We start from the raw sequence: 24,666 nt of genomic DNA, 5'->3' as shown, positions 1-24,666 counted from the left end.
CGCGGCCCTTCTCACAAAGCATCTTACCGATTACAGCAACGCTTTTGCTTTCGCAACAACGTTGTCAACGGTGAAGCCGAACTCTTCGAACAACTGCTCTGCCGGTGCAGATTCACCGAAGGTATTCATACCGATGATGGCACCGTTCAGGCCAACATACTTGTACCAGTAGTCAGCAATGCCCGCTTCCACAGCAACGCGTGCAGTAACCGCTTTCGGCAGTACGGATTCACGGTAAGCCGCGTCCTGCTTGTCGAATGCGTCAGTAGATGGCATGGAAACCACGCGCGCTTTCACGCCTTCGGCAGTCAGTTTTTCGTAGGCAGCAACCGCCAGTTCAACTTCAGAACCGGTAGCGATGAAGATCAGTTCCGGCTGACCGGCACAGTCTTTCAGCACATAACCACCGCGCGCGATGTTTGCCAGCTGCTCTTCGGTACGTTCCTGCTGCGCCAGATTCTGACGGGAGAGGATAAGCGCAGTCGGGCCGTCCTGACGCTCAACGCCGTATTTCCACGCTACTGCAGATTCAACCTGGTCACACGGACGCCATGTAGACATGTTCGGGGTCACGCGCAGAGAAGCGACCTGCTCTACCGGCTGGTGAGTCGGGCCATCTTCGCCCAGACCGATGGAGTCGTGGGTGTAAACCATCACCTGACGCTGTTTCATCAGCGCAGCCATACGTACGGCATTACGTGCGTATTCCACGAACATCAGGAAGGTGGAGGTGTACGGCAGGAAGCCACCGTGCAGGGAGATACCGTTAGCAATCGCGGTCATACCGAACTCGCGAACACCGTAGTGGATGTAGTTACCCGCAGCATCTTCGTTGATTGCTTTAGAACCAGACCACAGGGTCAGGTTAGACGGTGCCAGGTCAGCAGAGCCGCCGAGGAATTCCGGCAACAGCGGACCGAACGCTTCGATAGCATTCTGAGACGCTTTACGGCTGGCGATTTTCGCCGGATTAGCCTGCAGTTTAGCGATGAACTCTTTCGCTTTCGCGTCGAAGTCAGACGGCATTTCGCCTTTCATACGGCGGGTAAATTCAGCCGCTTCCTGCGGATAAGCTTTGGCGTAAGCAGCAAATTTCTCGTTCCATGCGGATTCTTTCGCCTGGCCTGCTTCTTTCGCATCCCACTGAGTATAGATTTCAGACGGAATTTCGAACGGCGCATATTTCCAGCCCAGCTGTTCGCGGGTCAGTGCAATTTCAGCGTCGCCCAGCGGCGCACCGTGGGAGTCGTGAGTACCGGCTTTATTCGGAGAACCGAAACCAATGATGGTTTTGCACATCAGCAGAGACGGTTTGTCAGTCACAGCGCGCGCTTCTTCTACAGCGCGTTTGATGGATGCCGCGTCATGACCGTCGATGCCGCGAATAACGTGCCAGCCGTAAGCTTCGAAACGCATTGCGGTGTCGTCAGTAAACCAGCCTTCAACGTGACCATCGATAGAGATGCCGTTGTCATCGTAGAACGCAATCAGTTTACCCAGCTTCAGCGTACCCGCCAGAGAGCAAACTTCGTGGGAGATGCCTTCCATCATGCAGCCATCGCCCATGAAGGCGTAGGTGTAGTGGTCGACAATGTCGTGACCCGGACGGTTAAACTGCGCCGCCAGCGTTTTTTCTGCAATCGCCATACCCACTGCGTTGGCAATACCCTGACCCAGCGGACCAGTAGTGGTTTCTACACCTGCGGTGTAACCCACTTCCGGGTGACCCGGAGTTTTGGAGTGCAGCTGACGGAAGTTTTTCAGTTCTTCCATCGGCAGATCGTAACCGGTGAGGTGCAGCAGGCTGTAGATCAGCATGGAGCCGTGGCCGTTGGACAGCACGAAGCGGTCACGGTCAGCCCAGGACGGATTCTGCGGGTTATGTTTCAGGAAATCACGCCACAGGACTTCGGCAATGTCAGCCATACCCATCGGGGCGCCCGGGTGACCGGATTTGGCTTTCTGTACTGCGTCCATGCTCAGCGCACGAATAGCATTGGCAAGCTCTTTACGTGAGGACATTTTGACTCCAGATCGGATGATGAAAGGCTCGCCCGTAACGACTTGACGACAGCTCGTTTTGGGCTACGCCGGAAAATTTGCCAACAATTTACCCCAAGCCGTGCGTCATGTACATGGAACATCCTTTTACCGCTTCAGAAATCTCTGGATCATGCTCGCATGTTGCGCAATCTACTCGCCCGTCCGCTGCGCTTTTCCTTATACTGAGACTGAGCGTCGATTCACCTGCAAACGGCGCATTTTTAGAATAATCCTGACCTTGTGCGGAAGAGAAAACATGAAAATTCGCGCCTTATTGGTAGCAATGAGTGTGGCAACGGTACTGACCGGTTGCCAGAATATGGACTCCAGTGGACTGCTCTCATCAGGAGCGGAAGCTTTTCAGGCTTACAGTTTGAGTGATGCGCAGGTGAAAGCCCTGAGCGATCAGGCATGCCAGGAGATGGACAGCAAGGCGACTATCGCGCCAACCAATAGCGAATATGCTAAGCGTCTGACCACCATTGCCAACGCGCTAGGCAACAATATCAACGGTCAGCCAGTAAACTACAAAGTGTATATGGCGAAGGATGTGAATGCCTTTGCGATGGCAAATGGCTGTATCCGCGTCTATAGCGGGCTGATGGATATGATGACGGATAACGAAGTCGAAGCGGTGATCGGTCACGAGATGGGGCACGTGGCGTTAGGCCATGTGAAGAAAGGGATGCAAGTTGCATTAGGCACCAACGCCGTGAGAGTCGCGGCAGCCTCTGCGGGCGGGATTGTCGGCAGTTTATCGCAATCGCAACTTGGTGACCTGGGCGAGAAATTAGTCAATTCGCAATTCTCCCAGCGTCAGGAGGCAGAAGCCGATGATTATTCTTACGATCTTCTGCGCCAACGCGGCATCAGCCCGGCAGGTCTTGCCACCAGCTTTGAAAAACTGGCGAAACTGGAAGAAGGCCGCCAAAGCTCAATGTTTGACGACCATCCGGCATCCGCCGAACGCGCCCAGCATATTCGCGATCGTATGAGCGCGGATGGAGTTAAGTGATTTCATATTTCTCCGACAGGAATGTCGGAGAAATTTTCATTCAGGGCCGGCCACAGTCATTAAACAAGCTCAATCATTAGGGGCATCAATTCGCTTCGTAGATTGCTTTATCTGGTGTATCCGGTTGCACCTCTACTACATCGGCAGTGCTTACGCCACAAGCCCAGGCAAAAGCCGTCTCTGTTCCTTCAGGTAATGGAGTATCCCAGGGTAAAGTACGCCACGGACTCCCCTGCTCTTTTAATAAAGATGTAATGGCTTTCTTAAAAAGAATATGGGTAATCAGGTGCCGTTTATCCGTTGCTTTCCAGTACCAACGGGCCAGCAAAAAATGTCCGGCCAATTCGCGCCAGCTTCTGTAATGTTGCTGTACGCGTCTGGCTGCCAGCATCGAAAAATCGACCATTTCACGCTGGGTAATGTATCCCACTTGCGCCCCGCTATTACATAGCATGACAAAGCGCACCATATCCCAGGCACAAAAATCTATGTCGCATATTTTACGTCGATTTTTTCTGACCATCTGTAGCTGCCACAAACGCTCTTTCGCTTCGCTACTTAATTTCGCGTTCTGAGCTAATTGCTGAGCGAACGCGCGATACTCAGCATCCGGCATTTCGCTATCGTTTTTGATCTGTTCTTCATAAACTGAACGGTGCCCTGCTACAAACAAAGCTAAGAGTTGCTCAAGTAACGAATCCCGATCAAAGACGCCCCACATGTCAGCAAGTGACTCAACTTCACTTTTGCAATCATTCTCTGCTTCCACGGAATCATCATTAACGACTCGTCGCGCCCAGTGATTGTTACCCGCAATGGCATAAGGCGCGCCGACTGCCATTGCCCAACGTTCAGCCACGGGAATTTTTTGAATTGAGGGATCTTTACAAGATGCTTTGAAAAGGCGATGTCCGGCGAACACCAGGCCATAACCAATCCACAAAACAGCCACCAAGGCGAGAATAAGTATTATCGCTACCAGATAAAGGGCATATTTGCCTATTGTCAGTAAGACATCCAGCCAGGAAGAGTCTTGCTCCGTAACTGTTTGCTCCACCGATGTCAAAGGGGACTTACTGACCCGCTCAGGCGCGGTCCTCGTCAACACAGGGGAATCCCTATGTTGCTTGAATGAGCGTTTTTTAAGCAAATCTATTTGCTTTTGCACCTCATCAGTAACCCGAGCGTTTTTTTCAAACTCATGTAACGATGCAAAATCAATCGCCGCAATCTTCCATTTACCATCCCCTTGCCGGATTAACTCCATTGGAATATCAATATCAGATTGGTGACCAAAAAAAGCACCAACCTGCGCCTTGTCGCCTTCGATGAAGGTCGCTAAAGGATCGCTATAACTGGGAAAACGTCGTTTACACGTTTTGGGTGACTCTTGCCAGAATTTCAGTACAGGCTCCATTAAAGCAGGCGTAAATACTTGCTGCATTTCCGCAAGGCGATCGTGCGAATCTGTGCTGGTGACAAACTCAGGGCCACATAATGCGCGATAACTCTTTTTGACGACAGAGGAAATAGCTTCTTTGTCTTGTTGCAGCTGTGCGGCAATTTTCTGTTTTTCTGCTCTATCGCAGCCAGTTGATAAAAGAAATAACAAACAAAGAAGGGGCTTCCAGGGAAGAGTGCGTTCCATCTATTTATTCCCTTAAAAACGCAATAATAACAATCCATTAAAAAACAGCAGCCACGGTAAAAATGACTTAATTAACAGGAAAGACTTTAAATGATAAGCCCCTTGTGCCATACAAGGGACTGTGCAAAAAATTCAACCAGGCAGATTACTTACTCGCCCTTTTTCGCCGCCTGAATATACAGCATCTCCAGCGCCAGCGTCGCCGCAGCCAGAGCGGTGATTTCCGACTGATCGTATGCCGGAGCCACTTCCACTACGTCCATCCCAACGATGTTGAGATCTTTCAGGCCGCGTACCAGTTTAATGGCGCGATCGGAGGTCAGACCGCCAATCACCGGTGTACCGGTGCCCGGCGCGAAAGCAGGATCCAGGCAGTCGATATCAAAGGTCAGGTAAACTGGCATATCACCTACAATCTGTTTCACCTGGGCGATAACGTCATCCACGCTGCGATCGTTCACCTGGCAGGCGTCCAGTACGGTAAAGCCGTTGTCTTTATCAAACTCGGTACGAATACCAATCTGTACGGAGTGATTCGGGTCGATCAGACCTTCTTTCGGCGCGGTATAGAACATGGTGCCGTGGTCAAATTCACAACCGTTCGCATAGGTATCGGTGTGGGCGTCAAAGTGTACCAGCGCCATTTTGCCGAAATGCTTCGCATGAGCACGCAGCAGCGGCAGCGTCACAAAGTGGTCACCACCGAAAGAGAGCATACGCTTACCAGCAGCCAGCAGTTTTTCCGCGTGTGCCTGCAGTTTCTCGCTCATCTCACGGGCATCGCCGAAGGCATATACCAGATCACCGCAGTCCACGACGTTCAGACGCTCGCGCATGTCGAAATTCCACGGGAAGCGGTTGTGTTCCCAGGCCAGATTTGTTGAAACCTGACGGATCGCCGCCGGACCGTGGCGTCCACCCGCACGGCCTGACGTCGCCATATCAAACGGTACGCCGGTAATCACCCAGTCGGCGTCACTGTCGTACGGCTGGAAGTTCATCGGCAGGCGTAAAAAACCAAAGGCGTTAGAAACCAGTGAGTTATCGTATTGATGACCTAAGGTGCTCATGGATGGACTCCTATTACAAAGTCGATATAAAAAAAACCCTTCCGCGTCGTTAGGCCCGACGAGGAAGGGTTGGATTTGGTAGAAGCGTATTAAGAAGAATTATCGCTGGTAATTTGCACGAGTTCAAGTAAGTCAGGGGAAAGGTTACAGTTCCCCTTGATGAGAGATAACGTCAAAAATAAATCTACGGCTATGGTCGGGCAGCCGTACCGTCAGGGGTACGCGCTAATGTCCAGCCTGGAATACCGCCATTAATTGGCCATGCTTTTGCTTTATGTTCATCCAGTTCGATACCCAGCCCTGGTTTATCACTCACATAGGCAAATCCGTCCTTAACCTGAACGCAGCCTGTAAATACCTCTTGCAAAGCCTCATTGACTGGCGTGTATTCCTGAATACCAAAATTGCCAGAACTTACTGACAAATGCATATTAGCGGCTACCCCTACCGGAGAAATATCCCCTGGACCATGCCATGCCGTTCGAACACCGAACATCTCGCTCAAAATCGCCAGTTTTCTTGCTGGAGTGATCCCGCCAATTGTACTTACATGGCAGCGAATAAAATCGATCTGTTGATTAATTATTAATGGCTTATATTCATTAACATTCGTGAACAATTCCCCCATTGCAATAGGTGTTGATGATTGCTGACGCATTAACTTCAACCACTCAAGATTTTCTGGGGCTACGGGATCTTCAAGATAAAAAAGTGAGTAAGGTTCGAGTGATTTTGCTAATTGAATTGCGTTGATGGGACTTATACGTTCATGAACGTCATGGATAAATTCAATGCCAAAACCAAACTTATTACGCAAATGATCGAACAAACGAGGAACACTTCTGGCATACGCTTCTGGGTCAAAATAGATGCCTGAAGTTTTATTGGCGGGTGAACGTTTCGGTTGAATATTTTTAGCTCTGGCTAATTTACTGGCAATAAGTTTCAGATCATCGGTTCCAGCCCCACCATACATCCCCATCTGACAACGAACATACTGATACCCTTCTGCGATAGCGCGGTGAATATTATCTTCAACCTCAATCTCATCAGCCCCATCAGTATGGCGGTATAATGGCACGCCATCACGGCATTTCCCCCCCAGTAATTCATAAACAGGGAGTCCGGCGACTTTTCCCTTTAGATCCCATAAAGCCATATCGATCCCTGACAAGGCATTATTCATAATTGGGCCATTACGCCAGTAGCCGCTGACACATGCTGATTGCCAGATATCTTCTATACGAGCAGGATTTTTCCCAATCAAGAAAGGCTTCATATACTCATTTACTGCTTTTTCCACTGCCACTATCCGCTGAGTAAACGTAGCGCATCCAAGCCCATACAAACCTGGCTCATTTGTTTCAATTTTTACAACTGCCAGATCGATCCCGCCGGGTGCAGTGAGGATCGTTCTAACATCCGTTATTTTTAAATTCTGCATATTCATTTCCACTATAGTTAACCGATTCGCGCAACCTGTCAGTTGTCCTACGAGTGGTATGAAGCAGTATGAGCTGAATTATTTTCTCAGGCAACTATTTTTTTCATTAAGGGTTTGGATGACTTTGAGATTGCTCGCCATATGCGTATCAAGAATTTCGGCAGCAGCTTGCGGATCGCGGTTTTTTATTGCCAGATAAACATTCAAGTGAGCATCAATGCTTTCAATAGTGATACCAAGAGTACGATTTAACTCTTCAAGATATTGATAATATATGTCTTTTATTGCATGCATTGCTGCAGTAAAAACAGTGTTTTTTGCTGCATTAACAATGCCAAGATGGAATTCGTAGTCCGCTTTACTGTACTTTTTATAGTCGTTTTTGTTAATTAACATTTGTCCAAGCAGGCGTTCGAGAGTCGCGATATCTTCATCATCTGCGTGCTGTGCAGCGAGTTCAATGCACTTAAATTCCACTGTTTGCCGGAAAACCAGCATATCGCGAAACGCAGCTTCACTAAGATGCATAGCAGGTTTTGCGAGTAAATCATCAATACCATATTTATCTATATTATCAGTTACATACGTTCCTTTACCCTGATACGTAATAACAGCCCCCATATCACGCAATTTTTGAACTGCACTTCGAACGCTGACCCTGCTTACACCAAATTGAGTGGCAAGTTGAGCTTCTGAAGGAAGTTTGTAACCCGCTTTCCAGCTACCATCTTGCAGATAACCTTTCATAGCCTCAAATAAAACAGATACAACATTATGATTTTTAACGGATTTATTCAATTTCATATTTCAACAGGCTTTATAAAATAATGATGAGTATAACATGTCCTACAAGTTCAAATTTTAGTTTTTTGTGATTATCCACACATTTTACAAGTACTTTTATTGAACAAGATTCTTAATGATGTATCGTTTTTATGCAACTTGTCAGACGTCCTACCTTTAAAACTTTTCTATCGATAAGGAAAATAGAATGCATCATTTATTTGATCTGACAGGAAAAATAGCTTTGATTACAGGCTCCGCTCGCGGTCTGGGATTTGCATATGCAGAGGGATTAGCCAACGCTGGTGCACATGTCATTCTAAACGACCTGAATGACACCGTGTTGCAAGAAGCTGTTGAGCAACTCCAGAGCAAGGGCTTGTCTGCGCAAGGAATTGTATTCAATGTGGCAGATGAAAAAGCTGTGGAACAAGCATTTCAACAAATAGATGAACAAGATATCGCTATTGATATTCTTATTAATAACGCGGGAATTCAGTACCGCCAGTCGATAGTAGATCTTGCTTTAGCAGACTGGCAGAAAGTTATTGATGTAAATCTCACCAGTGTTTTTCTGGTTTCAAAGGCAGTAGCCTCTCGCATGATAGCTCGCAATACAGGTGGCAAAATTATCAATATTGCCTCTTTAACAAGTGAAGCAGCCCGCCCCACTGTTTCTCCTTATACGGCTGCAAAAGGCGGGGTAAAAATGCTTACCCGTTCGATGGCTGCTGAATGGGCAAAATTTAATATTCAGGCAAATGCTATTGGCCCTGGATATATATTAACTGATATGAATACTGCGCTTATTAATAATGCTGATTTTGATAAATGGGTGAAAAATAGTAATCCAGCAGAACGATGGGGAAAACCAGAAGAACTGGTAGGAACTGCCATTTTCCTGTCCTCTAATGCTTCCGACTATATCAATGGACAAGTTATTTATGTCGATGGTGGTTGGTTGGCGGTATTATAACAACTTATAAACCAGATCATTAACCTCATAAATGACAATGCAGATACAAATCATATTATTTACTAAAGGATCTTTATATGAAAGCAAAGGAATTTACTTCTGTCGTTCAAAGTCTAAGTTTAGGGATATTATTAGCAAGTTGTAGCCTTTTTTCTACAACCCTTAATGCAGAAGTCAAAGCAGTAAAGTTAGGTCATTCATTTTCAGATGCACATCCAAGAGCCATTGCCATGAAAAAATTTGCGGCAGATGTTGAAAGTGCAACAGATGGTGAAATTAAGATTACTGTTTACGGTAATGCTGTCCTCGGATCTGAACAGCAAATGTTGCAGGCAACACGTAGCAATGTTCAGCAACTCTATATGGGAGCCGTTTCTCCACTTGCAGGTTTTCAGAAACAATTTCAAATATTCGACTTTCCATTTCTTTTCTCCTCTAACGAGGAAGCAGCAAAAATACTTGATAGCGAATTCGGCGATAAATTATTAACAGACCTTAATAGCATCAACCTGAAAGGATTGACATGGGCTGGTGGCGCTTTTCGTAATGTTGCAAATATAAAACGAGAAGTAACCACACTTGAAGGTTTTAAGGGCTTAAAAATTCGTGTAATGCCAACACAGGTTGCTATAGATAGCTTTAAAAGTTTAGGTATAAACCCTTCACCCATGGCTTATTCAGAGGTATTTACAGCACTAGAAACTGGCGCCCTTGATGGACATGAACATCCTTCTGTCGATATTTTACAGAATAAAATGTATGAAGTTGAAAAATATATGACACTGACAGGCCATGTTTATACACCTGTTGCTTTGATTGTGTCTAAAAAATGGTTTGACTCGCTAACTGAGAAACAAAAAAAAGTGATTCAGAAAGTTGCCAACGGCAATAAAATATTTCAACGACAACAGGAAATTGAACAAGAAAAAGGAGCTATTGATGAACTTAAGAAAAATGGCATGATAGTCTCCTCTTTACAGGAAGGAGAACTGTCAAAAATTCAGCAAGCCGTACAATCTGTTATAGAAAAACATAAAAAAACCGTCGGTGAAGATACTATTAAGCATTTTTATGATGTAAAGAAAAAACTCGCTGAATAATATTACCCGGATAGCGGGAAATACTATATACCCGCTATCCTCAAAAAAGGTTCCCATAATGAAAATTCATGAAAAAGCCACAAGGTTTTTTATAGGTAGCCTTGAAGCCATCATGGTGATATGTATCAGCATTATGTTTCTTCTTGTGCTTATCAATGTATTGATGCGTTTTATATTTAACAGTGGAATAGATATTGCCGAAGAATTACCTCGTTTCTTATTCGTATGGATGATATTTATTGGTGCTGTGGTAGCAATCAAAGATCAGAGCCATATTCGCGTAGACCTTTTTATTAAAAAAATGCCTGTATTGGGTCAACAGATGTGCCAATTAGCTTCACAGGTACTTATGTTGATATGTAGTATAACGCTAATTTACGGTACCTGGATTGAGTCTGATATTCTGTCAACAACATATTCACCGGTTTTAGATGTTAATATGTTTCTTATTTTCGGAATTTCATGGCTAACCGGCATTTGTATTTTTATTAGTGCATTGATAAACATCATATCTGTTTTCACAAAAAATTCTCTCTTCCGGACTAAAAAGCTTTCATCCATATATTCAAGGGAGGGTAAGTAATGGCATTATTAATATTTGCTGGTTCACTTTTGTTATCGATGTTCATCGGTTTACCTATCGCTTTCTCACTAATTATTTGCGCTCTTTCATTAATGTATTTTTTGGATATGACAGATATCCAAATTATTACTCAAAATATGTGGAATGGAGCTAATAACTTCCCGTTACTGGCAGTACCTTTTTTCATGCTGGCGGGTGAATTTATGAATGCCGGAGGTATGACCAAACGAATTATTGGTATTGCCATGACCTGGGTTGGTCATGTGCGAGGAGGAATGGGATATGTCGCCGTTTTTGCCGCCATTATTATGGCTTCGCTCTCCGGTTCTGCTGCAGCTGATACTGCTGCATTAGCGGCGATTCTCTTACCGATGATGCGTGAAGCTGGATATAAATTAAATCGGACTGGAGGTTTAATCGGAGCCGGTGGAATAATTGCACCAGTAATTCCACCATCAGTAGCGATGATTTTGTATGGTGTTACAGGCCAAATTTCCATTACCAAATTGTTTCTCGCGGGTATCGTACCAGGCATAATTATGGGGATAGGATTACTCCTGACCTGGCGATTACTGGCTAAATCAGAAAATGTACAAACAAGTCCGAAGAGCACATTACGAGAGAGGCTGAAAAAGACTCGTGAAGGGTTTTGGGCGCTGTTGCTACCTGTTATTATCATTGGTGGATTAAGGATTGGTATATTTACCCCAACAGAAGCGGCAGTGATAGCAGCTGCTTATTCATTATTTGTCGGCGTGTTTATTTATCGTGGCATAAACTTAGGATCGCTTTATGGATTAATGCTCAATGCTGCTAAGACAACAGCTGTTATTATGTTCCTGGTTGCTGCTGCATCGGTTTCTGCATGGCTTATAGCAGCAGCAGATATTCCAGCACAATTAACGGAACTGCTGGCGCCGGTTATGTATAACCAAACTTTGTTAATATTAACATTAATGTTGCTGATATTTATCATCGGTACAGCAATGGATTTAACACCCACAATTTTAGTTATGACACCTGTACTTGTACCTTTGATTAAACAGGCTGGAATAGATCCGGTATATTTCGGTGTTCTTTTTGTAATAAATACGTCCATTGGTTTGATAACACCACCAGTAGGCACAGTATTAAATGTAATTTGTGGTATTGGAAAGATAAGTATGGATGAGCTGGTCAAAGGTATTTTGCCGTTCTTACTCACATGCGTGGTAATCCTTATTTTACTGGTACTCTTCCCGCAATTAGTGCTCTTTCCTTTGGCCCTTATGACCTGAGAAAAGGTTGGGTGTTGTATAAAACACCCAACCATCGCTTTAATTACTCATCTTCAAGATAAGTATAACCGTACAAACCTGCCTCGAACTCTTCCAGGAACTGTTGTTGCAGTTCAGCATCAAGATCGGTTTTCTTCACTTGATCACGGAACTGGGTTAACAGCGTTTTCGGATCGAGCTGCACATATTGCAGCATGTCCGCCACGGTATCGCCTTCGTCAGACAGTTCCACTTCTACGCTACCATCAGGGAAGACGAACACATCAACCGCTTCGGTATCACCAAACAGGTTGTGCATGTTGCCGAGGATTTCCTGATACGCGCCGACCATAAAGAAACCGAGCATCGGCGGATTCTCTGGATCGTACTCCGGCATTGGCATTGTCGTGGCAATACCATCACCATCGATATAGTGATCGATAGCACCGTCAGAGTCACAGGTAATATCCAGCAGCACGGCGCGGCGCTCCGGAACTTGATTCAGCCCTTCCAGCGGCAGAACCGGGAACAACTGGTCGATCCCCCATGCGTCCGGCATCGACTGGAACAGCGAGAAGTTGACGTACATTTTATCCGCCATACGTTCCTGCAATTCGTCGATAATCGGGCGATGCGCGCGGTTTTGCGGATCCAGCTGCTTTTGCACTTCATGGCACATGCTCAAATAAAGCTGCTCAGCCCATGCGCGTTCTTGCAGGCTAAAGGTGCCGGAAGAGTAGCCGATATGAATGTCGTGCAGATCCATCTGGCTGTCGTGTAACCATTCACGCAGAGAACGGCGAGTTCCCGGTTCGTGCATCTCCTGCCAGGTTTCCCACATACTTTGCAATGCGCGCGGCGCGTCTTCTGCTGGCGCGGTCGGCACCGTGTATTCGTTACGTTCCACACCGATGATATTAGACACCAGCACGGTGTGATGCGCAGTCACCGCACGACCCGATTCGGTGATTACCGTCGGATGCGGCAGACCATTTTCTTCACACGCATCACCAATCGCCCAGATGATGTTGTTGGCGTATTCATTGAGGCCGTAGTTCACTGAACAGTCGGACTGCGAACGAGTACCTTCATAGTCCACACCCAGACCGCCGCCGACATCAAAGCACTGAATATTGACGCCCAGTTTGTGCAGCTCAACATAGAAACGCGCGGATTCACGAACGCCCGTGGCGATATCGCGAATATTCGCCATCTGCGAACCAAGGTGGAAGTGCAACAATTGCAGGCTGTCGAGACGCCCGGCTTCACGCAGGGTTTCAACCAGTTGCAGTACCTGAGTCGCCGCCAGGCCGAACTTCGATTTTTCCCCGCCAGAAGACTGCCATTTGCCAGAACCTTGAGACGCCAGACGCGCGCGCACGCCCAGACGAGGAACGACATTCAGACGTTCTGCTTCATCCAGCACAATGGCAATTTCTGACATCTTCTCAATGACCAGATAGACCTTATGGCCCATCTTCTCGCCAATTAATGCCAGGCGGATATATTCGCGGTCTTTATAACCGTTGCAGACGATGACGCTACGGGTCATGCCAGCATGCGCCAGTACCGCCATCAACTCAGCTTTGGAACCGGCTTCCAGGCCCAGTGGTTCGCCCGAATGAATCAGGGACTCAATCACGCGGCGGTGCTGGTTAACTTTGATCGGATAAACGAGGAAGTAATCGCCGTTATAGCCGTAGGATTCCCGCGCACGTTTGAACGCGGCGTTAATGGAACGCAAACGGTGTTGCAGGATCTGTGGGAAACAGAACAGTGCAGGCAGACGCTGACCCTGTGCTTCACGAGTTTTCACTAACTGCGCGAGATCGACGCGAGCTTCCGGGACGTCCGGGTCCGGGCACACGCTAATGTGGCCCAGCTCGTTAACGTCATAGTAGTTATTGCCCCACCAGGCAATATTGTAAGTACGCAGCATCTTGCTGGCTTCCTGGGAGCTCATTGCAACCTCCTGCATGGAGCGTAGTACACCGTGTTCGCCCGCTGACGAAGGCAAACTCATAGACATGTCGTCAGACATAGCGAACCTCAAATTATTTTATTAAGTGTAAAACAGTTAACCACTATCGCAGCCTGAAACTGCGATAACAACCCATAAGCATACGGATTTTCCAGCAGCGTATGCTGGTGTTCCGACTGCGCAATCGGTTTCTTTTTCATAATGATTTAAAGCACTTAACCGAACTGAGAATGACAGATTCGGCGAAACCACGAGAAAACTCTTGTTTTTACAAGAGCGCCCTTGTTCAGCTCTTAGTTACCGTTACCGGCCCTGGAGTCCTGAGAAGCGCCGAGATGGGTATAACATCGGCAGGTATGCAAAGCAGAGATGCAGAGTGCGGGGAACATATCTACACCAGAATGGTGCGGCAGATTAAGCAGAAAACAACGGTTCATTATCTCGTATCACCTCCACGGCCGCCCCGAAAGACGAACCCACAAGCCAAAACACCTATTTCAACCCGGCTGGAAGTGGCGACACGATGAACTTCGTCGTGTGCTTTTTATTTAAGCCGCGCGCCGCGTTTTATACCGTCATGATAAGAAAAATGCAAAACATAAATGCCCACTTTGTCAGCGGCAACAAGAAATATTTTCAGCTACGTTTTTAGCGGAATGAGACCCGATTCAAAAAAAACTGGAAATTGGGTGAAGAAGTAACCTAAAATAGCCATCCAGATGTTAATCCATCCATACCGATTAACACTCAGACTGCCAGTGTTTTTAACCTGCAGAGTCGTGGTAGGATCCGCTACTACAGAAAATCCACACAACAGTTTGAGCTAACCAAATTCTCTTTAGGTGATATTAAATATGGCAAAACACCTTTTTACGTCCGAGTCCGTCTCTGAAGGGCATCCTGACAAAATTGCTGACCAAATCTCTGATGCCGTTTTAGACGCGATCCTCGAACAGGATCCGAAAGCACGCGTTGCTTGCGAAACCTACGTAAAAACCGGCATGGTTTTAGTTGGCGGTGAAATCACCACCAGCGCCTGGGTAGACATCGAAGAGATCACCCGTAACACCGTTCGCGAAATTGGCTATGTACATTCCGACATGGGCTTTGACGCTAACTCCTGTGCGGTTCTGAGCGCTATCGGCAAACAGTCTCCTGACATCAACCAGGGCGTTGACCGTGCCGATCCGCTGGAACAGGGCGCGGGCGACCAGGGTCTGATGTTTGGCTACGCAACCAATGAAACCGACGTGCTGATGCCAGCACCTATCACCTATGCACACCGTCTGGTTCAGCGTCAGGCTGAAGTACGTAAAAACGGCACTCTGCCGTGGCTGCGCCCGGACGCGAAAAGCCAGGTGACTTTCCAGTATGACGACGGCAAAATCGTTGGCATCGATGCTGTAGTACTTTCCACCCAGCACTCTGAAGAGATCGACCAGAAATCGCTGCAAGAAGCGGTAATGGAAGAGATCATCAAGCCGATTCTGCCCGCAGAATGGCTGACTTCCGCAACCAAGTTCTTCATCAACCCGACCGGACGTTTTGTTATTGGCGGCCCGATGGGTGACTGCGGTCTGACTGGTCGTAAAATTATCGTTGATACCTACGGCGGCATGGCACGTCACGGTGGCGGTGCGTTCTCTGGTAAAGATCCATCAAAAGTGGACCGTTCCGCAGCATACGCAGCACGTTATGTAGCGAAAAACATCGTTGCTGCTGGCCTGGCCGATCGTTGTGAAATTCAGGTTTCCTACGCAATTGGCGTGGCTGAACCGACCTCCATCATGGTAGAAACTTTCGGTACCGAGAAAGTGCCTTCTGAACAACTGACTCTGTTGGTACGTGAGTTCTTCGACCTGCGCCCATACGGTCTGATTCAGATGCTGGATCTGCTGCACCCGATCTACAAAGAAACCGCAGCATATGGTCACTTTGGGCGCGAACATTTCCCGTGGGAAAAAACCGACAAAGCGCAGCTGCTGCGTGAAGCTGCTGGACTGAAATAATCCTCCAGCGCCTTCGTCTTCAAGGCCAGCCTCGCGCTGGCCTTTTTCTTTTTGTAAGCCCCAAAATGCTTCCTCATCCATCCGGCAAGAAGACGCTTGCGTGATGACAATAAACTGCCGCTAAGTGCTTTGCATCAAAATCACCACTTTTGATGGAACCGATTACACCTTCTATTCAACTCAACTATTGATAATATTTTCATAATATTATTGAGTTTTCACAAACGTTACATTTATTTTCAGTAAAGTCTTAAGTAAAGACAATTTGCTTTGTTCTATGATGATATAAATCGATAATTTTCATTAAGTTAAATAATAAACATAATGAATGTTAGTGTAAGCGATTACACTAACGTGATGTGCTTCGCATCTTTTTACGCACTACTCACTTATCCTTTACATCAACAAAATAAATAACCCATATTGGAGGGCATCATGCCTGACGCTAAAAAACAGGGGCGGTCAAACAAGGCAATGACGTTTTTCGTCTGCTTCCTTGCCGCTCTGGCGGGATTACTCTTTGGCCTGGATATCGGTGTAATTGCTGGCGCACTGCCGTTTATTGCTGATGAATTCCAGATTACTTCGCACACACAAGAATGGGTCGTAAGCTCCATGATGTTCGGTGCGGCAGTCGGTGCGGTGGGTAGCGGCTGGCTCTCCTTTAAACTCGGGCGCAAAAAGAGCCTGATGATCGGCGCAATTCTGTTTGTTGCCGGTTCACTGTTCTCTGCGGCTGCGCCAAACGTTGAAGTACTGATTCTTTCCCGCGTTCTGCTGGGGCTGGCGGTGGGTGTGGCCTCTTATACCGCGCCGCTGTACCTCTCTGAAATTGCCCCGGAAAAAATTCGCGGCAGTATGATCTCGATGTATCAGTTGATGATCACTATCGGGATCCTCGGTGCTTATCTTTCTGATACCGCCTTCAGCTACACTGGTGCATGGCGCTGGATGCTGGGTGTGATTATCATCCCGGCAATTTTGCTGCTGATTGGTGTCTTCTTCCTGCCAGACAGCCCACGTTGGTTTGCCGCCAAACGCCGTTTTGTTGATGCCGAGCGCGTGCTGCTGCGCCTGCGCGACACCAGTGCGGAAGCGAAACGCGAACTGGATGAAATCCGTGAAAGTTTGCAGGTTAAACAGAGTGGCTGGGCGCTGTTTAAAGAGAACAGCAACTTCCGCCGCGCGGTGTTCCTTGGCGTACTGTTGCAGGTAATGCAGCAATTCACCGGGATGAACGTCATTATGTATTACGCGCCGAAAATCTTCGAACTGGCGGGTTATACCAACACCACCGAGCAAATGTGGGGGACAGTGATCGTCGGTCTCACCAACGTACTCGCCACCTTTATCGCAATAGGCCTTGTTGACCGCTGGGGACGTAAACCAACGCTAACGCTGGGCTTCCTGGTGATGGCTGCTGGCATGGGCATACTCGGTACAATGATGCATATCGGTATCCACTCTCCGTCGGCGCAGTATTTCGCTATCGCCATGCTGCTGATGTTTATTGTCGGCTTTGCCATGAGTGCCGGTCCGCTGATTTGGGTACTGTGCTCCGAAATTCAGCCGCTGAAAGGCCGCGATTTTGGCATCACCTGCTCCACCGCCACCAACTGGATTGCCAACATGATCGTTGGCGCAACGTTCCTGACCATGCTCAACACGCTGGGTAACGCCAACACCTTCTGGGTGTATGCGGCTCTGAACGTACTGTTTATTCTGCTGACACTGTGGCTGGTACCGGAAACCAAACACGTTTCGCTGGAACATATTGAACGTAATCTGATGAAAGGTCGTAAACTGCGCGAAATCGGCGCTCACGATTAATCTCATCAGGCTTCCTCCCGTCGTGGAGGAAGCCACCTCTTGCAGTCATCTTTTCTTCGCTCTATCCTCTGCCGCTATGAAAACATCCCGTCTCCCTATTGCCATCCAACAGGCCGTTATGCGTCGCCTGCGGGAAAAGCTCGCCCAGGCCAACCTGAAACTGGGGCGTAACTACCCGGAGCCAAAACTTTCTTACACCCAGCGCGGAACCTCCGCCGGAACAGCCTGGCTGGATAGCTATGAAATTCGCCTCAATCCCGTTTTGCTGTTGGAAAACAGTGAAGCCTTTATTGAAGAAGTGGTGCCGCACGAACTGGCACATTTGCTGGTATGGAAACATTTCGGCCGCGTAGCGCCACATGGCAAAGAGTGGAAGTGGATGATGGAAAGTGTGCTGGGCGTTCCCGCCCGTCGTACGCATCAGTTTGAACTGCAATCCGTGCGTCGCAACACCTTCCCCTACCGCTGCAAGTGCCAGGAACATCAGCTTACCGTACGCCGTCATAATCGCGTAGTTCGTGGTGAGGCGGTCTATCGCTGTGTTCATTGCGGTGAACAGCTGATTGCAAAATAACCACCTGAACTATCAGGAACTTTCCTGATCTGGCTGATTGCATACCAAAACAACTTTCGCTACGTTGCTGGCTCGTTTTAACACGGAGTAAGTGATGTACCGTTATTTGTCTATTGCTGCGGTGGTACTGAGCGCAGCATTTTCCGGCCCGACGTTGGCCGAAGGTATCAATAGTTTTTCTCAGGCGAAAGCCGCGGCGGTAAAAATCCACGCTGACGCGCCGGGTACGTTTTACTGCGGATGTAAAATTGACTGGCAGGGCAAAAAAGGCGTTGTCGATCTGCAATCGTGCGGCTATCAGGTGCGCAAAAATGAAAACCGCGCCAGCCGCGTAGAGTGGGAACACGTTGTTCCCGCCTGGCAGTTCGGTCACCAGCGCCAGTGCTGGCAGGACGGTGGACGTAAAAACTGTGCCAAAGATCCGGTTTATCGCAAGATGGAAAGCGATATGCATAACCTGCAACCGTCAGTCGGTGAGGTGAATGGCGATCGCGGCAACTTTATGTACAGCCAGTGGAATGGCGGCGAAGGCCAGTATGGTCAATGCGCTATGAAGGTCGATTTCAAAGAAAAAGTCGCCGAGCCACCAGCACGTGCACGCGGTGCCATTGCGCGCACCTACTTCTATATGCGTGACCAATACAACCTGACACTCTCTCGCCAGCAAACGCAGCTGTTCAACGCATGGGACAAGATGTATCCGGTTACCGACTGGGAGTGCGAGCGCGATGAACGCATCGCGAAGGTGCAGGGCAATCATAACCCGTATGTGCAACGCGCTTGCCAGGCGCGAAAGAGCTAACCTACACTAGCGGGATTCTTTTTGTTAACCCCTACCCCACGCGTACAACCGCGTGGGGAGACGACGCGGATTTTTAACTATGCGTATCCCCCGCATTTATCATCCTGAACCACTGACCAGCCATTCTCACATCGCGCTTTGCGAAGATGCCGCCAACCATATCGGGCGCGTACTGCGCATGGGGCCAGGACAGGCGTTGCAATTGTTTGACGGTAGCAACCAGGTCTTTGACGCCGAAATTACCAGCGCCAGCAAAAAAAGCGTGGAAGTGAAGGTGCTGGAAGGCCAGATCGACGATCGCGAATCTCCGCTGCATATTCACCTCGGTCAGGTGATGTCGCGTGGTGAAAAAATGGAATTTACTATCCAGAAATCGATCGAACTCGGTGTAAGCCTCATTACGCCACTTTTTTCTGAGCGCTGCGGCGTTAAACTGGATAGTGAACGTCTGAACAAGAAGCTCCAGCAGTGGCAGAAGATTGCAATTGCTGCCTGTGAGCAGTGTGGTCGTAACCGGGTGCCAGAAATCCGTCCAGCGATGGTTCTGGAAACCTGGTGTGCAGAGCAGGATGAAGGACTGAAACTGAATCTTCACCCGCGCGCCAGTAACAGCATCAATACGTTGCCGTTACCGGTTGAACGCGTCCGCCTGCTGATTGGCCCGGAAGGCGGTTTATCGGCAGATGAAATTGCCATGACTGCCCGCTATCAATTTACTGATATCCTGTTGGGACCTCGCGTTTTGCGTACTGAGACAACTGCGCTCACCGCCATTACCGCGCTACAAGTGCGTTTTGGCGATTTGGGCTAACGGAGAAGAATAATGATCAAGCTCGGCATCGTGATGGACCCCATCGCAAGCATCAACATCAAGAAAGATTCCAGTTTCGCTATGTTGCTGGAAGCACAGCGTCGTGGTTACGAACTTCACTATATGGAGATGGCTGATCTCTACTTAATCAACGGTGAAGCACGTGCTCGTACGCGCACTTTGAGCGTCGAACAAAACTACGACAAATGGTACGAGTTTACGGGTGAGCAGGATCTACCGCTGGCCGATCTCGATGTGATTCTAATGCGTAAAGATCCGCCATTTGATACCGAGTTTATCTACGCGACCTATATTCTTGAGCGTGCCGAAGAGAAAGGGACGCTGATCGTAAACAAACCGCAGAGCCTGCGCGATTGTAACGAAAAACTGTTCACAGCCTGGTTCTCTGACTTAACACCAGAAACGCTGGTCACGCGCAATAAAGCGCAGCTGAAAGCGTTCTGGCAGAAACACAGCGATATCATTCTTAAGCCGCTGGACGGTATGGGCGGCGCGTCGATTTTCCGCGTGAAAGAAGGCGATCCAAACCTCGGCGTCATTGCCGAAACGCTGACCGAACACGGCACCCGCTACTGCATGGCACAAAATTACCTGCCAGCTATTAAAGATGGCGACAAGCGTGTGCTGGTGGTGGATGGCGAACCTGTACCATACTGCCTGGCACGTATTCCACAAGGCGGCGAAACCCGTGGTAACCTGGCTGCCGGTGGTCGCGGGGAACCACGTCCACTGACGGAAAGCGACTGGGAAATTGCCCGCCGTGTTGGCCCTACGCTAAAAGCCAAAGGGCTAATCTTTGTGGGTCTGGATATCATTGGTGATCGACTGACCGAAATTAATGTCACCAGCCCAACTTGCGTTCGTGAGATCGAGGCGGAATTTCCGGTATCGATCACCGGAATGTTAATGGATGCCATCGAAGCACGTTTGCAGAAATCTTAAATAACCTCCGCGGGACGGAGCCCATAAAGACTAAGAGTGACAGCGCCCATCTTTCCCCGCATACTGGGCGCTGTTGCTTTTTTGAACCAGGAAACAGAACCTCTGACAATGAATTTACAGCATCACTTTCTTATTGCCATGCCTGCTCTCCAGGATCCGCTTTTCCGCCGCTCAGTAGTCTACATTTGCGAGCATAATCCCGATGGCGCAATGGGGCTGATCATTAATAAGCCGCTGGAAAATCTGCAGATCGAAGGAATTCTGGAAAAGTTAAAAATTACGCCAGAACCGCGCGATCCTGCCATTCGTCTGGATAAGCCCGTTATGCTTGGTGGCCCGCTGGCAGAAGATCGTGGGTTTATTTTGCATACCCCGCCGTCACGCTTTGCCTCCAGCATCCGTATTTCTGATAACACTGTGGTGACCACTTCCCGCGATGTTCTGGAAACGATAGGCACTCCTAAGCAGCCAGCCGATGTTCTGGTCGCGCTGGGTTACGCCTCCTGGGAGAAAGGCCAACTTGAACAAGAAATTCTCGATAACGCATGGCTAACCGCCCCTGCAGATCTGAATATTTTGTTCAAAACGCCGATAGCTGACCGCTGGCGCGATGCAGCAAAACTGATTGGTGTTGATATTCTCACCATGCCTGGCGTTGCGGGGCATGCCTGATGAGTGGAACCTTACTCGCCTTCGACTTCGGCACCAAAAGCATTGGCGTAGCGGTCGGCCAACGCATTACCGGCACCGCTCGCCCTTTGCCTGCAATTAAAGCACAGGACGGTACGCCGGACTGGAACCTTATCGAACGTTTACTGAAAGAGTGGCAGCCTGACGAAATTATCGTCGGTTTGCCGCTGAATATGGACGGCACCGAACAGCCGTTAACCGCCAGAGCGCGTAAATTTGCCAATCGTATTCATGGTCGTTTCGGTGTTGAAGTAAAGCTCCATGACGAGCGTCTTAGCACCGTAGAAGCACGATCCGGTCTGTTTGAACAGGGCGGCTATCGGGCGCTAAATAAAGGCAAAGTTGACTCTGCCTCTGCGGTTATCATTCTCGAAAGTTATTTCGAGCAGGGATATTAAGGCGATTTACATCATCGCTCCTTATTGCCGGATGCGGCGTGAATGACTATGTTTGTAAGCCTGATTAGCGTAGCGCATCAGGCATATTTACGATGTTATTCAGCCGCCCTGGCCTCACAAACGCCCTTCCCCCACCCGCTGCTGATAACTCTGCTGAAACGTCAACATCCCCACCTGCTGCCCAGTTTGAATAACATGCGGTAACTGGTGGGTTTTCCCTTCACGTATCAAATTCCCCACCGCGGGTGTGTTAATCAGCAATTCAAACAGCGCCACGCGTCCTTCCTGTTTATCCACTTCCAGCTTTTGTGACAACACTGCCCGTAAACTACCTGCCAGTTGATTACGTACGGGATCTTTTTCCTGCGCAGGAAATGAATCCACCAGTCGCTCAACTGCCTGCGCGGCACCGCGTGTATGTAAGGTCGCCAGCACCAGATGTCCGGTTTCTGCCGCGGTCAGCGCCAGACGGATTGTCTCGCTGTCACGCAGCTCTCCGAGCAATATCACATCGGGATCTTCCCGCAATGCGGCACGCAATCCCGATGCGAACGTCATACAGTGCAAACCAATCTCCCGCTGCTGGATCAAACACCGCTGGCTGGCATAGAGATATTCCACAGGATCTTCCAGCGTCAGAATATGCGCATCAGCATGTTGATTGAGATAACCAACCATCGCTGCCAGCGTGGTAGATTTTCCACTTCCCGTCGCCCCCGTTACCAGAATCAGGCCATTCTCGCTCTTGAGTAATTCCGGCAATATCGGTGGTGCGCCAAGCTGTTCGAGCTGCGGGCAGTGCGAAGGCAACAGCCGTAACGCCAGAGAAATGCCTTGCCGTTGCGCGAACGCACTGCCGCGCAATCGCTGTTTTTCCGCCAGCGACACGGCAAAATCCAACTGACCATTCTCCAGCAATATTGCCCGCTGATCGTCATCCAGCCACTCCCGCAGTAGCTCTTCCACGTCCGGCGCATCAAACGGCGCAGCTTCCATTCTCCCGCGAATACGCCATCGTGCGGGCCAGGCGCTGCACAGGTGTAGATCCGAGACATTATGCTTTACACTAAGGGCCACAATTTCTTCCATATTCATACTAAGATCCTCGGAAAATGAACGATATTGCGCATAACCTGGCACAGGTCCGGGACAAAATCTCAGCGGCTGCAACGCGTTGCGGCCGTTCTCCAGAAGAAATTACGCTGCTTGCAGTCAGTAAAACAAAACCCGCGAGCGCCATCGCAGAAGCCATTGATGCCGGGCAGCGTCAATTTGGTGAAAACTACGTTCAGGAAGGGGTAGATAAAATTCGCCACTTTCAGGAACTGGGCGTAACAGGATTAGAATGGCATTTTATTGGCCCGTTGCAGTCTAATAAAAGCCGCCTGGTGGCAGAACATTTCGACTGGTGTCATACCATCGACCGTTTGCGCATCGCCACCCGCCTGAACGACCAGCGCCCGGCAGAACTCCCCCCTCTTAACGTACTGATTCAAATTAATATTAGTGATGAAAACAGTAAGTCCGGGATTCAACTGGCTGAACTGGACGAGCTGGCAGCTGCGGTCGCTGAACTACCGCGTTTACGTCTACGCGGGCTGATGGCGATCCCTGCGCCTGAGTCAGAATATGTAAGGCAGTTTGAAGTTGCACGCCAAATGGCTGTAGCATTTGCCGGACTGAAAACGCGCTACCCGCATATCGACACGCTCTCTCTGGGAATGTCGGACGATATGGAAGCCGCCATTGCGGCAGGTAGCACGATGGTTCGTATCGGCACTGCAATTTTTGGTGCGCGTGATTACTCTAAAAAATAAGGAATTAAAGGAACGCCATGAATACGTTGACTTTCCTGCTTTCAACGGTCATTGAGCTGTATACCATGGTGCTGTTATTACGCATCTGGATGCAGTGGGCTCATTGTGATTTTTATAACCCCTTCTCACAGTTTGTGGTGAAGGTGACGCAGCCGATTATCGGGCCACTGCGCCGCGTTATTCCGGCAATGGGACCGATTGACAGCGCCTCGCTGCTGGTTGCCTATATTCTCAGTTTTATCAAAGCCATCGTGCTGTTTAAAGTCGTGACTTTCCTGCCGATCATCTGGATTGCTGGTTTACTGATTTTGCTGAAAACCATCGGCCTGTTGATTTTCTGGGTCCTGCTGGTGATGGCGATTATGAGCTGGGTAAGCCAGGGTCGTAGCCCGATTGAATACGTCCTGATCCAGCTTGCCGATCCACTGCTGCGCCCGATTCGCCGCCTGCTGCCAGCAATGGGTGGGATTGATTTCTCGCCGATGATCCTCGTTCTGCTGCTGTATGTCATTAATATGGGTGTCGCAGAAGTACTGCAGGCGACCGGAAACATGCTGCTACCGGGGCTGTGGATGGCGTTATGAGTGCCGTAACAGTTAACGATGACGGTCTGGTTTTACGGCTTTATATTCAGCCGAAAGCCAGCCGTGATTCTATTGTCGGTTTACATGGCGACGAAGTAAAAGTCGCCATTACCGCGCCGCCGGTTGACGGCCAGGCCAACAGCCATCTGGTGAAATTTCTCGGTAAACAATTCCGGGTAGCCAAAAGCCAGGTGGTAATTGAAAAAGGCGAACTTGGCCGACACAAACAAATTAAAATCATTAATCCGCAACAAATCCCGCCAGAAATCGCGGCGTTAATTAATTAGGT

At 48.7% G+C, this 24,666-nt stretch carries 25 protein-coding genes; 16 read left to right on the top strand and 9 right to left on the bottom strand.

Annotated elements, in window-relative coordinates:
• Window positions 1-30 precede the first annotated feature (30 nt).
• On the bottom strand, window positions 31-2,022 hold the full coding sequence (gene tkt, locus K0335_RS06285) for a transketolase (RefSeq protein ID WP_219393772.1): 1,992 nt from the start codon (window positions 2,020-2,022) through the stop codon (window positions 31-33).
• Between the two features lie 277 nt (window positions 2,023-2,299).
• Here tkt and loiP point away from each other — a divergent pair, with 277 nt between their 5' ends.
• Window positions 2,300-3,058 carry a metalloprotease LoiP gene (gene loiP, locus K0335_RS06280; protein WP_000701844.1) on the top strand — a complete coding sequence of 253 codons (759 nt, stop codon included), beginning with the start codon at window positions 2,300-2,302 and terminating at the stop codon, window positions 3,056-3,058.
• A gap of 85 nt (window positions 3,059-3,143) precedes the next feature.
• Here loiP and K0335_RS06275 read toward each other — a convergent pair whose 3' ends face one another.
• The 4 genes from K0335_RS06275 to K0335_RS06260 all read right to left on the bottom strand — a co-directional run bounded on the left by K0335_RS06275 (window position 3,144) and on the right by K0335_RS06260 (window position 8,024).
• Window positions 3,144-4,706: a DUF1266 domain-containing protein gene (locus tag K0335_RS06275; RefSeq protein WP_000442532.1), complete on the bottom strand. Its 1,563-nt coding sequence runs from the start codon at window positions 4,704-4,706 to the stop codon at window positions 3,144-3,146.
• Window positions 4,707-4,855: 149 nt separating this feature from the next.
• Window positions 4,856-5,776 (bottom strand): agmatinase, encoded by a 921-nt coding sequence (speB, locus tag K0335_RS06270; protein ID WP_000105566.1) that lies wholly within the window; start codon window positions 5,774-5,776, stop codon window positions 4,856-4,858.
• A gap of 190 nt (window positions 5,777-5,966) precedes the next feature.
• Complete coding sequence (locus K0335_RS06265; RefSeq protein WP_104920301.1) at window positions 5,967-7,220, bottom strand: enolase C-terminal domain-like protein; 1,254 nt, start codon at window positions 7,218-7,220, stop codon at window positions 5,967-5,969.
• Window positions 7,221-7,298: 78 nt separating this feature from the next.
• Window positions 7,299-8,024: a FadR/GntR family transcriptional regulator gene (locus K0335_RS06260; protein ID WP_000773633.1), complete on the bottom strand. Its 726-nt coding sequence runs from the start codon at window positions 8,022-8,024 to the stop codon at window positions 7,299-7,301.
• 187 nt (window positions 8,025-8,211) lie between these two features.
• Here K0335_RS06260 and K0335_RS06255 point away from each other — a divergent pair, with 187 nt between their 5' ends.
• From K0335_RS06255 to K0335_RS06240, 4 genes are all read left to right on the top strand, one after another.
• Window positions 8,212-8,979, top strand: a complete 768-nt coding sequence (locus K0335_RS06255; RefSeq protein WP_000546457.1) for an SDR family oxidoreductase — start codon at window positions 8,212-8,214, stop codon at window positions 8,977-8,979.
• A gap of 77 nt (window positions 8,980-9,056) precedes the next feature.
• Entirely contained in the window at window positions 9,057-10,079 is a 1,023-nt protein-coding gene (locus K0335_RS06250; protein ID WP_219393771.1) for a DctP family TRAP transporter solute-binding subunit, read from the top strand.
• Between the two features lie 58 nt (window positions 10,080-10,137).
• Window positions 10,138-10,662 carry a TRAP transporter small permease gene (locus K0335_RS06245; protein ID WP_104920302.1) on the top strand — a complete coding sequence of 175 codons (525 nt, stop codon included), beginning with the start codon at window positions 10,138-10,140 and terminating at the stop codon, window positions 10,660-10,662.
• Window positions 10,662-11,939, top strand: a complete 1,278-nt coding sequence (locus K0335_RS06240; protein WP_001196216.1) for a TRAP transporter large permease subunit — start codon at window positions 10,662-10,664, stop codon at window positions 11,937-11,939. The genes K0335_RS06245 and K0335_RS06240 overlap by 1 nt, the downstream gene beginning before the upstream one ends.
• Window positions 11,940-11,982: 43 nt before the next feature.
• Here K0335_RS06240 and speA read toward each other — a convergent pair whose 3' ends face one another.
• The 3 genes from speA to K0335_RS22610 form a co-directional block, all read right to left on the bottom strand.
• The gene (speA, locus tag K0335_RS06235; protein WP_002431382.1) at window positions 11,983-13,959 is read right to left on the bottom strand and encodes a biosynthetic arginine decarboxylase; all 1,977 of its coding nucleotides are present in this window, start codon (window positions 13,957-13,959) and stop codon (window positions 11,983-11,985) included.
• Between the two features lie 8 nt (window positions 13,960-13,967).
• Window positions 13,968-14,099, bottom strand: coding sequence for an acid stress response protein YqgB (gene yqgB, locus K0335_RS06230; protein WP_000729003.1), 132 nt, complete (start codon window positions 14,097-14,099; stop codon window positions 13,968-13,970).
• A 93-nt stretch (window positions 14,100-14,192) separates the two neighbouring features.
• Entirely contained in the window at window positions 14,193-14,336 is a 144-nt protein-coding gene (locus tag K0335_RS22610) for a hypothetical protein (protein WP_269446566.1), read from the bottom strand.
• Window positions 14,337-14,753: 417 nt separating this feature from the next.
• On the opposite strand from K0335_RS22610, the gene metK reads away from it, so the two are divergent.
• From metK to ruvX, 8 genes are all read left to right on the top strand, one after another.
• The gene (metK, locus tag K0335_RS06220) at window positions 14,754-15,908 is read left to right on the top strand and encodes a methionine adenosyltransferase (protein WP_001062131.1); all 1,155 of its coding nucleotides are present in this window, start codon (window positions 14,754-14,756) and stop codon (window positions 15,906-15,908) included.
• Window positions 15,909-16,343: 435 nt separating this feature from the next.
• Window positions 16,344-17,738, top strand: coding sequence for a galactose/proton symporter (gene galP / locus K0335_RS06215; RefSeq protein WP_001352953.1), 1,395 nt, complete (start codon window positions 16,344-16,346; stop codon window positions 17,736-17,738).
• Window positions 17,739-17,814: 76 nt separating this feature from the next.
• On the top strand, window positions 17,815-18,312 hold the full coding sequence (locus tag K0335_RS06210; protein ID WP_104917519.1) for a SprT family zinc-dependent metalloprotease: 498 nt from the start codon (window positions 17,815-17,817) through the stop codon (window positions 18,310-18,312).
• Between the two features lie 94 nt (window positions 18,313-18,406).
• A complete protein-coding gene (endA, locus tag K0335_RS06205; RefSeq protein ID WP_104920303.1) occupies window positions 18,407-19,114 on the top strand; it encodes a deoxyribonuclease I in 708 nt (235 codons plus the stop codon).
• Window positions 19,115-19,193: 79 nt separating this feature from the next.
• Window positions 19,194-19,925, top strand: a complete 732-nt coding sequence (gene rsmE, locus K0335_RS06200; RefSeq protein ID WP_219393770.1) for a 16S rRNA (uracil(1498)-N(3))-methyltransferase — start codon at window positions 19,194-19,196, stop codon at window positions 19,923-19,925.
• A gap of 12 nt (window positions 19,926-19,937) precedes the next feature.
• The gene (gene gshB, locus K0335_RS06195) at window positions 19,938-20,888 is read left to right on the top strand and encodes a glutathione synthase (RefSeq protein WP_000593298.1); all 951 of its coding nucleotides are present in this window, start codon (window positions 19,938-19,940) and stop codon (window positions 20,886-20,888) included.
• A gap of 108 nt (window positions 20,889-20,996) precedes the next feature.
• The gene (locus K0335_RS06190; protein WP_002431379.1) at window positions 20,997-21,560 is read left to right on the top strand and encodes a YqgE/AlgH family protein; all 564 of its coding nucleotides are present in this window, start codon (window positions 20,997-20,999) and stop codon (window positions 21,558-21,560) included.
• Complete coding sequence (gene ruvX, locus K0335_RS06185) at window positions 21,560-21,976, top strand: Holliday junction resolvase RuvX (protein WP_000017111.1); 417 nt, start codon at window positions 21,560-21,562, stop codon at window positions 21,974-21,976. Before K0335_RS06190 ends, ruvX begins: the two co-directional genes overlap by 1 nt.
• Window positions 21,977-22,090: 114 nt before the next feature.
• Here ruvX and K0335_RS06180 read toward each other — a convergent pair whose 3' ends face one another.
• Window positions 22,091-23,071: a PilT/PilU family type 4a pilus ATPase gene (locus K0335_RS06180; RefSeq protein ID WP_072048899.1), complete on the bottom strand. Its 981-nt coding sequence runs from the start codon at window positions 23,069-23,071 to the stop codon at window positions 22,091-22,093.
• 17 nt (window positions 23,072-23,088) lie between these two features.
• Here K0335_RS06180 and yggS point away from each other — a divergent pair, with 17 nt between their 5' ends.
• From yggS to yggU, 3 genes are read left to right on the top strand one after another with little or no spacing between them, the layout of a single operon-like run.
• Window positions 23,089-23,793, top strand: a complete 705-nt coding sequence (gene yggS, locus K0335_RS06175; protein ID WP_000997795.1) for a pyridoxal phosphate homeostasis protein — start codon at window positions 23,089-23,091, stop codon at window positions 23,791-23,793.
• Between the two features lie 17 nt (window positions 23,794-23,810).
• A complete protein-coding gene (gene yggT, locus K0335_RS06170; RefSeq protein ID WP_001094831.1) occupies window positions 23,811-24,377 on the top strand; it encodes an osmotic shock tolerance protein YggT in 567 nt (188 codons plus the stop codon).
• Window positions 24,374-24,664 carry a DUF167 family protein YggU gene (yggU, locus tag K0335_RS06165; RefSeq protein ID WP_001277222.1) on the top strand — a complete coding sequence of 97 codons (291 nt, stop codon included), beginning with the start codon at window positions 24,374-24,376 and terminating at the stop codon, window positions 24,662-24,664. The genes yggT and yggU overlap by 4 nt, the downstream gene beginning before the upstream one ends.
• The last annotated feature ends 2 nt before the right edge of the window (window positions 24,665-24,666 follow it).

Source organism: Escherichia sp. GZ89 (genome assembly GCF_019366485.1).
In the GTDB taxonomy this organism is placed as follows: domain Bacteria; phylum Pseudomonadota; class Gammaproteobacteria; order Enterobacterales; family Enterobacteriaceae; genus Escherichia; species Escherichia fergusonii.
Note: the sequence above shows the minus strand (reverse complement) of the source record. Positions and strands in the feature narration are given on the sequence as shown.

Bases quoted from the DNA above. Each gene is read 5' to 3' on its own strand.
- yqgB (WP_000729003.1), bottom strand. From the start codon at position 14,099: ATGAAAAAGAAACCGATTGCGCAGTCGGAACACCAGCATACGCTGCTG.
- K0335_RS06275 (WP_000442532.1), bottom strand. From the start codon at position 4,706: ATGGAACGCACTCTTCCCTGGAAGCCCCTTCTTTGTTTGTTATTTCTT.
- K0335_RS06260 (WP_000773633.1), bottom strand. From the start codon at position 8,024: ATGAAATTGAATAAATCCGTTAAAAATCATAATGTTGTATCTGTTTTA.
- yggS (WP_000997795.1), top strand. From the start codon at position 23,089: ATGAACGATATTGCGCATAACCTGGCACAGGTCCGGGACAAAATCTCA.
- K0335_RS06190 (WP_002431379.1), top strand. From the start codon at position 20,997: ATGAATTTACAGCATCACTTTCTTATTGCCATGCCTGCTCTCCAGGAT.
- speB (WP_000105566.1), bottom strand. From the start codon at position 5,776: ATGAGCACCTTAGGTCATCAATACGATAACTCACTGGTTTCTAACGCC.
- endA (WP_104920303.1), top strand. From the start codon at position 18,407: ATGTACCGTTATTTGTCTATTGCTGCGGTGGTACTGAGCGCAGCATTT.
- K0335_RS06245 (WP_104920302.1), top strand. From the start codon at position 10,138: ATGAAAATTCATGAAAAAGCCACAAGGTTTTTTATAGGTAGCCTTGAA.
- metK (WP_001062131.1), top strand. From the start codon at position 14,754: ATGGCAAAACACCTTTTTACGTCCGAGTCCGTCTCTGAAGGGCATCCT.
- K0335_RS06255 (WP_000546457.1), top strand. From the start codon at position 8,212: ATGCATCATTTATTTGATCTGACAGGAAAAATAGCTTTGATTACAGGC.
- galP (WP_001352953.1), top strand. From the start codon at position 16,344: ATGCCTGACGCTAAAAAACAGGGGCGGTCAAACAAGGCAATGACGTTT.
- rsmE (WP_219393770.1), top strand. From the start codon at position 19,194: ATGCGTATCCCCCGCATTTATCATCCTGAACCACTGACCAGCCATTCT.
- gshB (WP_000593298.1), top strand. From the start codon at position 19,938: ATGATCAAGCTCGGCATCGTGATGGACCCCATCGCAAGCATCAACATC.
- ruvX (WP_000017111.1), top strand. From the start codon at position 21,560: ATGAGTGGAACCTTACTCGCCTTCGACTTCGGCACCAAAAGCATTGGC.
- yggT (WP_001094831.1), top strand. From the start codon at position 23,811: ATGAATACGTTGACTTTCCTGCTTTCAACGGTCATTGAGCTGTATACC.
- K0335_RS06250 (WP_219393771.1), top strand. From the start codon at position 9,057: ATGAAAGCAAAGGAATTTACTTCTGTCGTTCAAAGTCTAAGTTTAGGG.
- K0335_RS22610 (WP_269446566.1), bottom strand. From the start codon at position 14,336: ATGAACCGTTGTTTTCTGCTTAATCTGCCGCACCATTCTGGTGTAGAT.
- K0335_RS06210 (WP_104917519.1), top strand. From the start codon at position 17,815: ATGAAAACATCCCGTCTCCCTATTGCCATCCAACAGGCCGTTATGCGT.
- loiP (WP_000701844.1), top strand. From the start codon at position 2,300: ATGAAAATTCGCGCCTTATTGGTAGCAATGAGTGTGGCAACGGTACTG.
- yggU (WP_001277222.1), top strand. From the start codon at position 24,374: ATGAGTGCCGTAACAGTTAACGATGACGGTCTGGTTTTACGGCTTTAT.
- K0335_RS06240 (WP_001196216.1), top strand. From the start codon at position 10,662: ATGGCATTATTAATATTTGCTGGTTCACTTTTGTTATCGATGTTCATC.
- K0335_RS06265 (WP_104920301.1), bottom strand. From the start codon at position 7,220: ATGCAGAATTTAAAAATAACGGATGTTAGAACGATCCTCACTGCACCC.
- tkt (WP_219393772.1), bottom strand. From the start codon at position 2,022: ATGTCCTCACGTAAAGAGCTTGCCAATGCTATTCGTGCGCTGAGCATG.
- speA (WP_002431382.1), bottom strand. From the start codon at position 13,959: ATGTCTGACGACATGTCTATGAGTTTGCCTTCGTCAGCGGGCGAACAC.
- K0335_RS06180 (WP_072048899.1), bottom strand. From the start codon at position 23,071: ATGAATATGGAAGAAATTGTGGCCCTTAGTGTAAAGCATAATGTCTCG.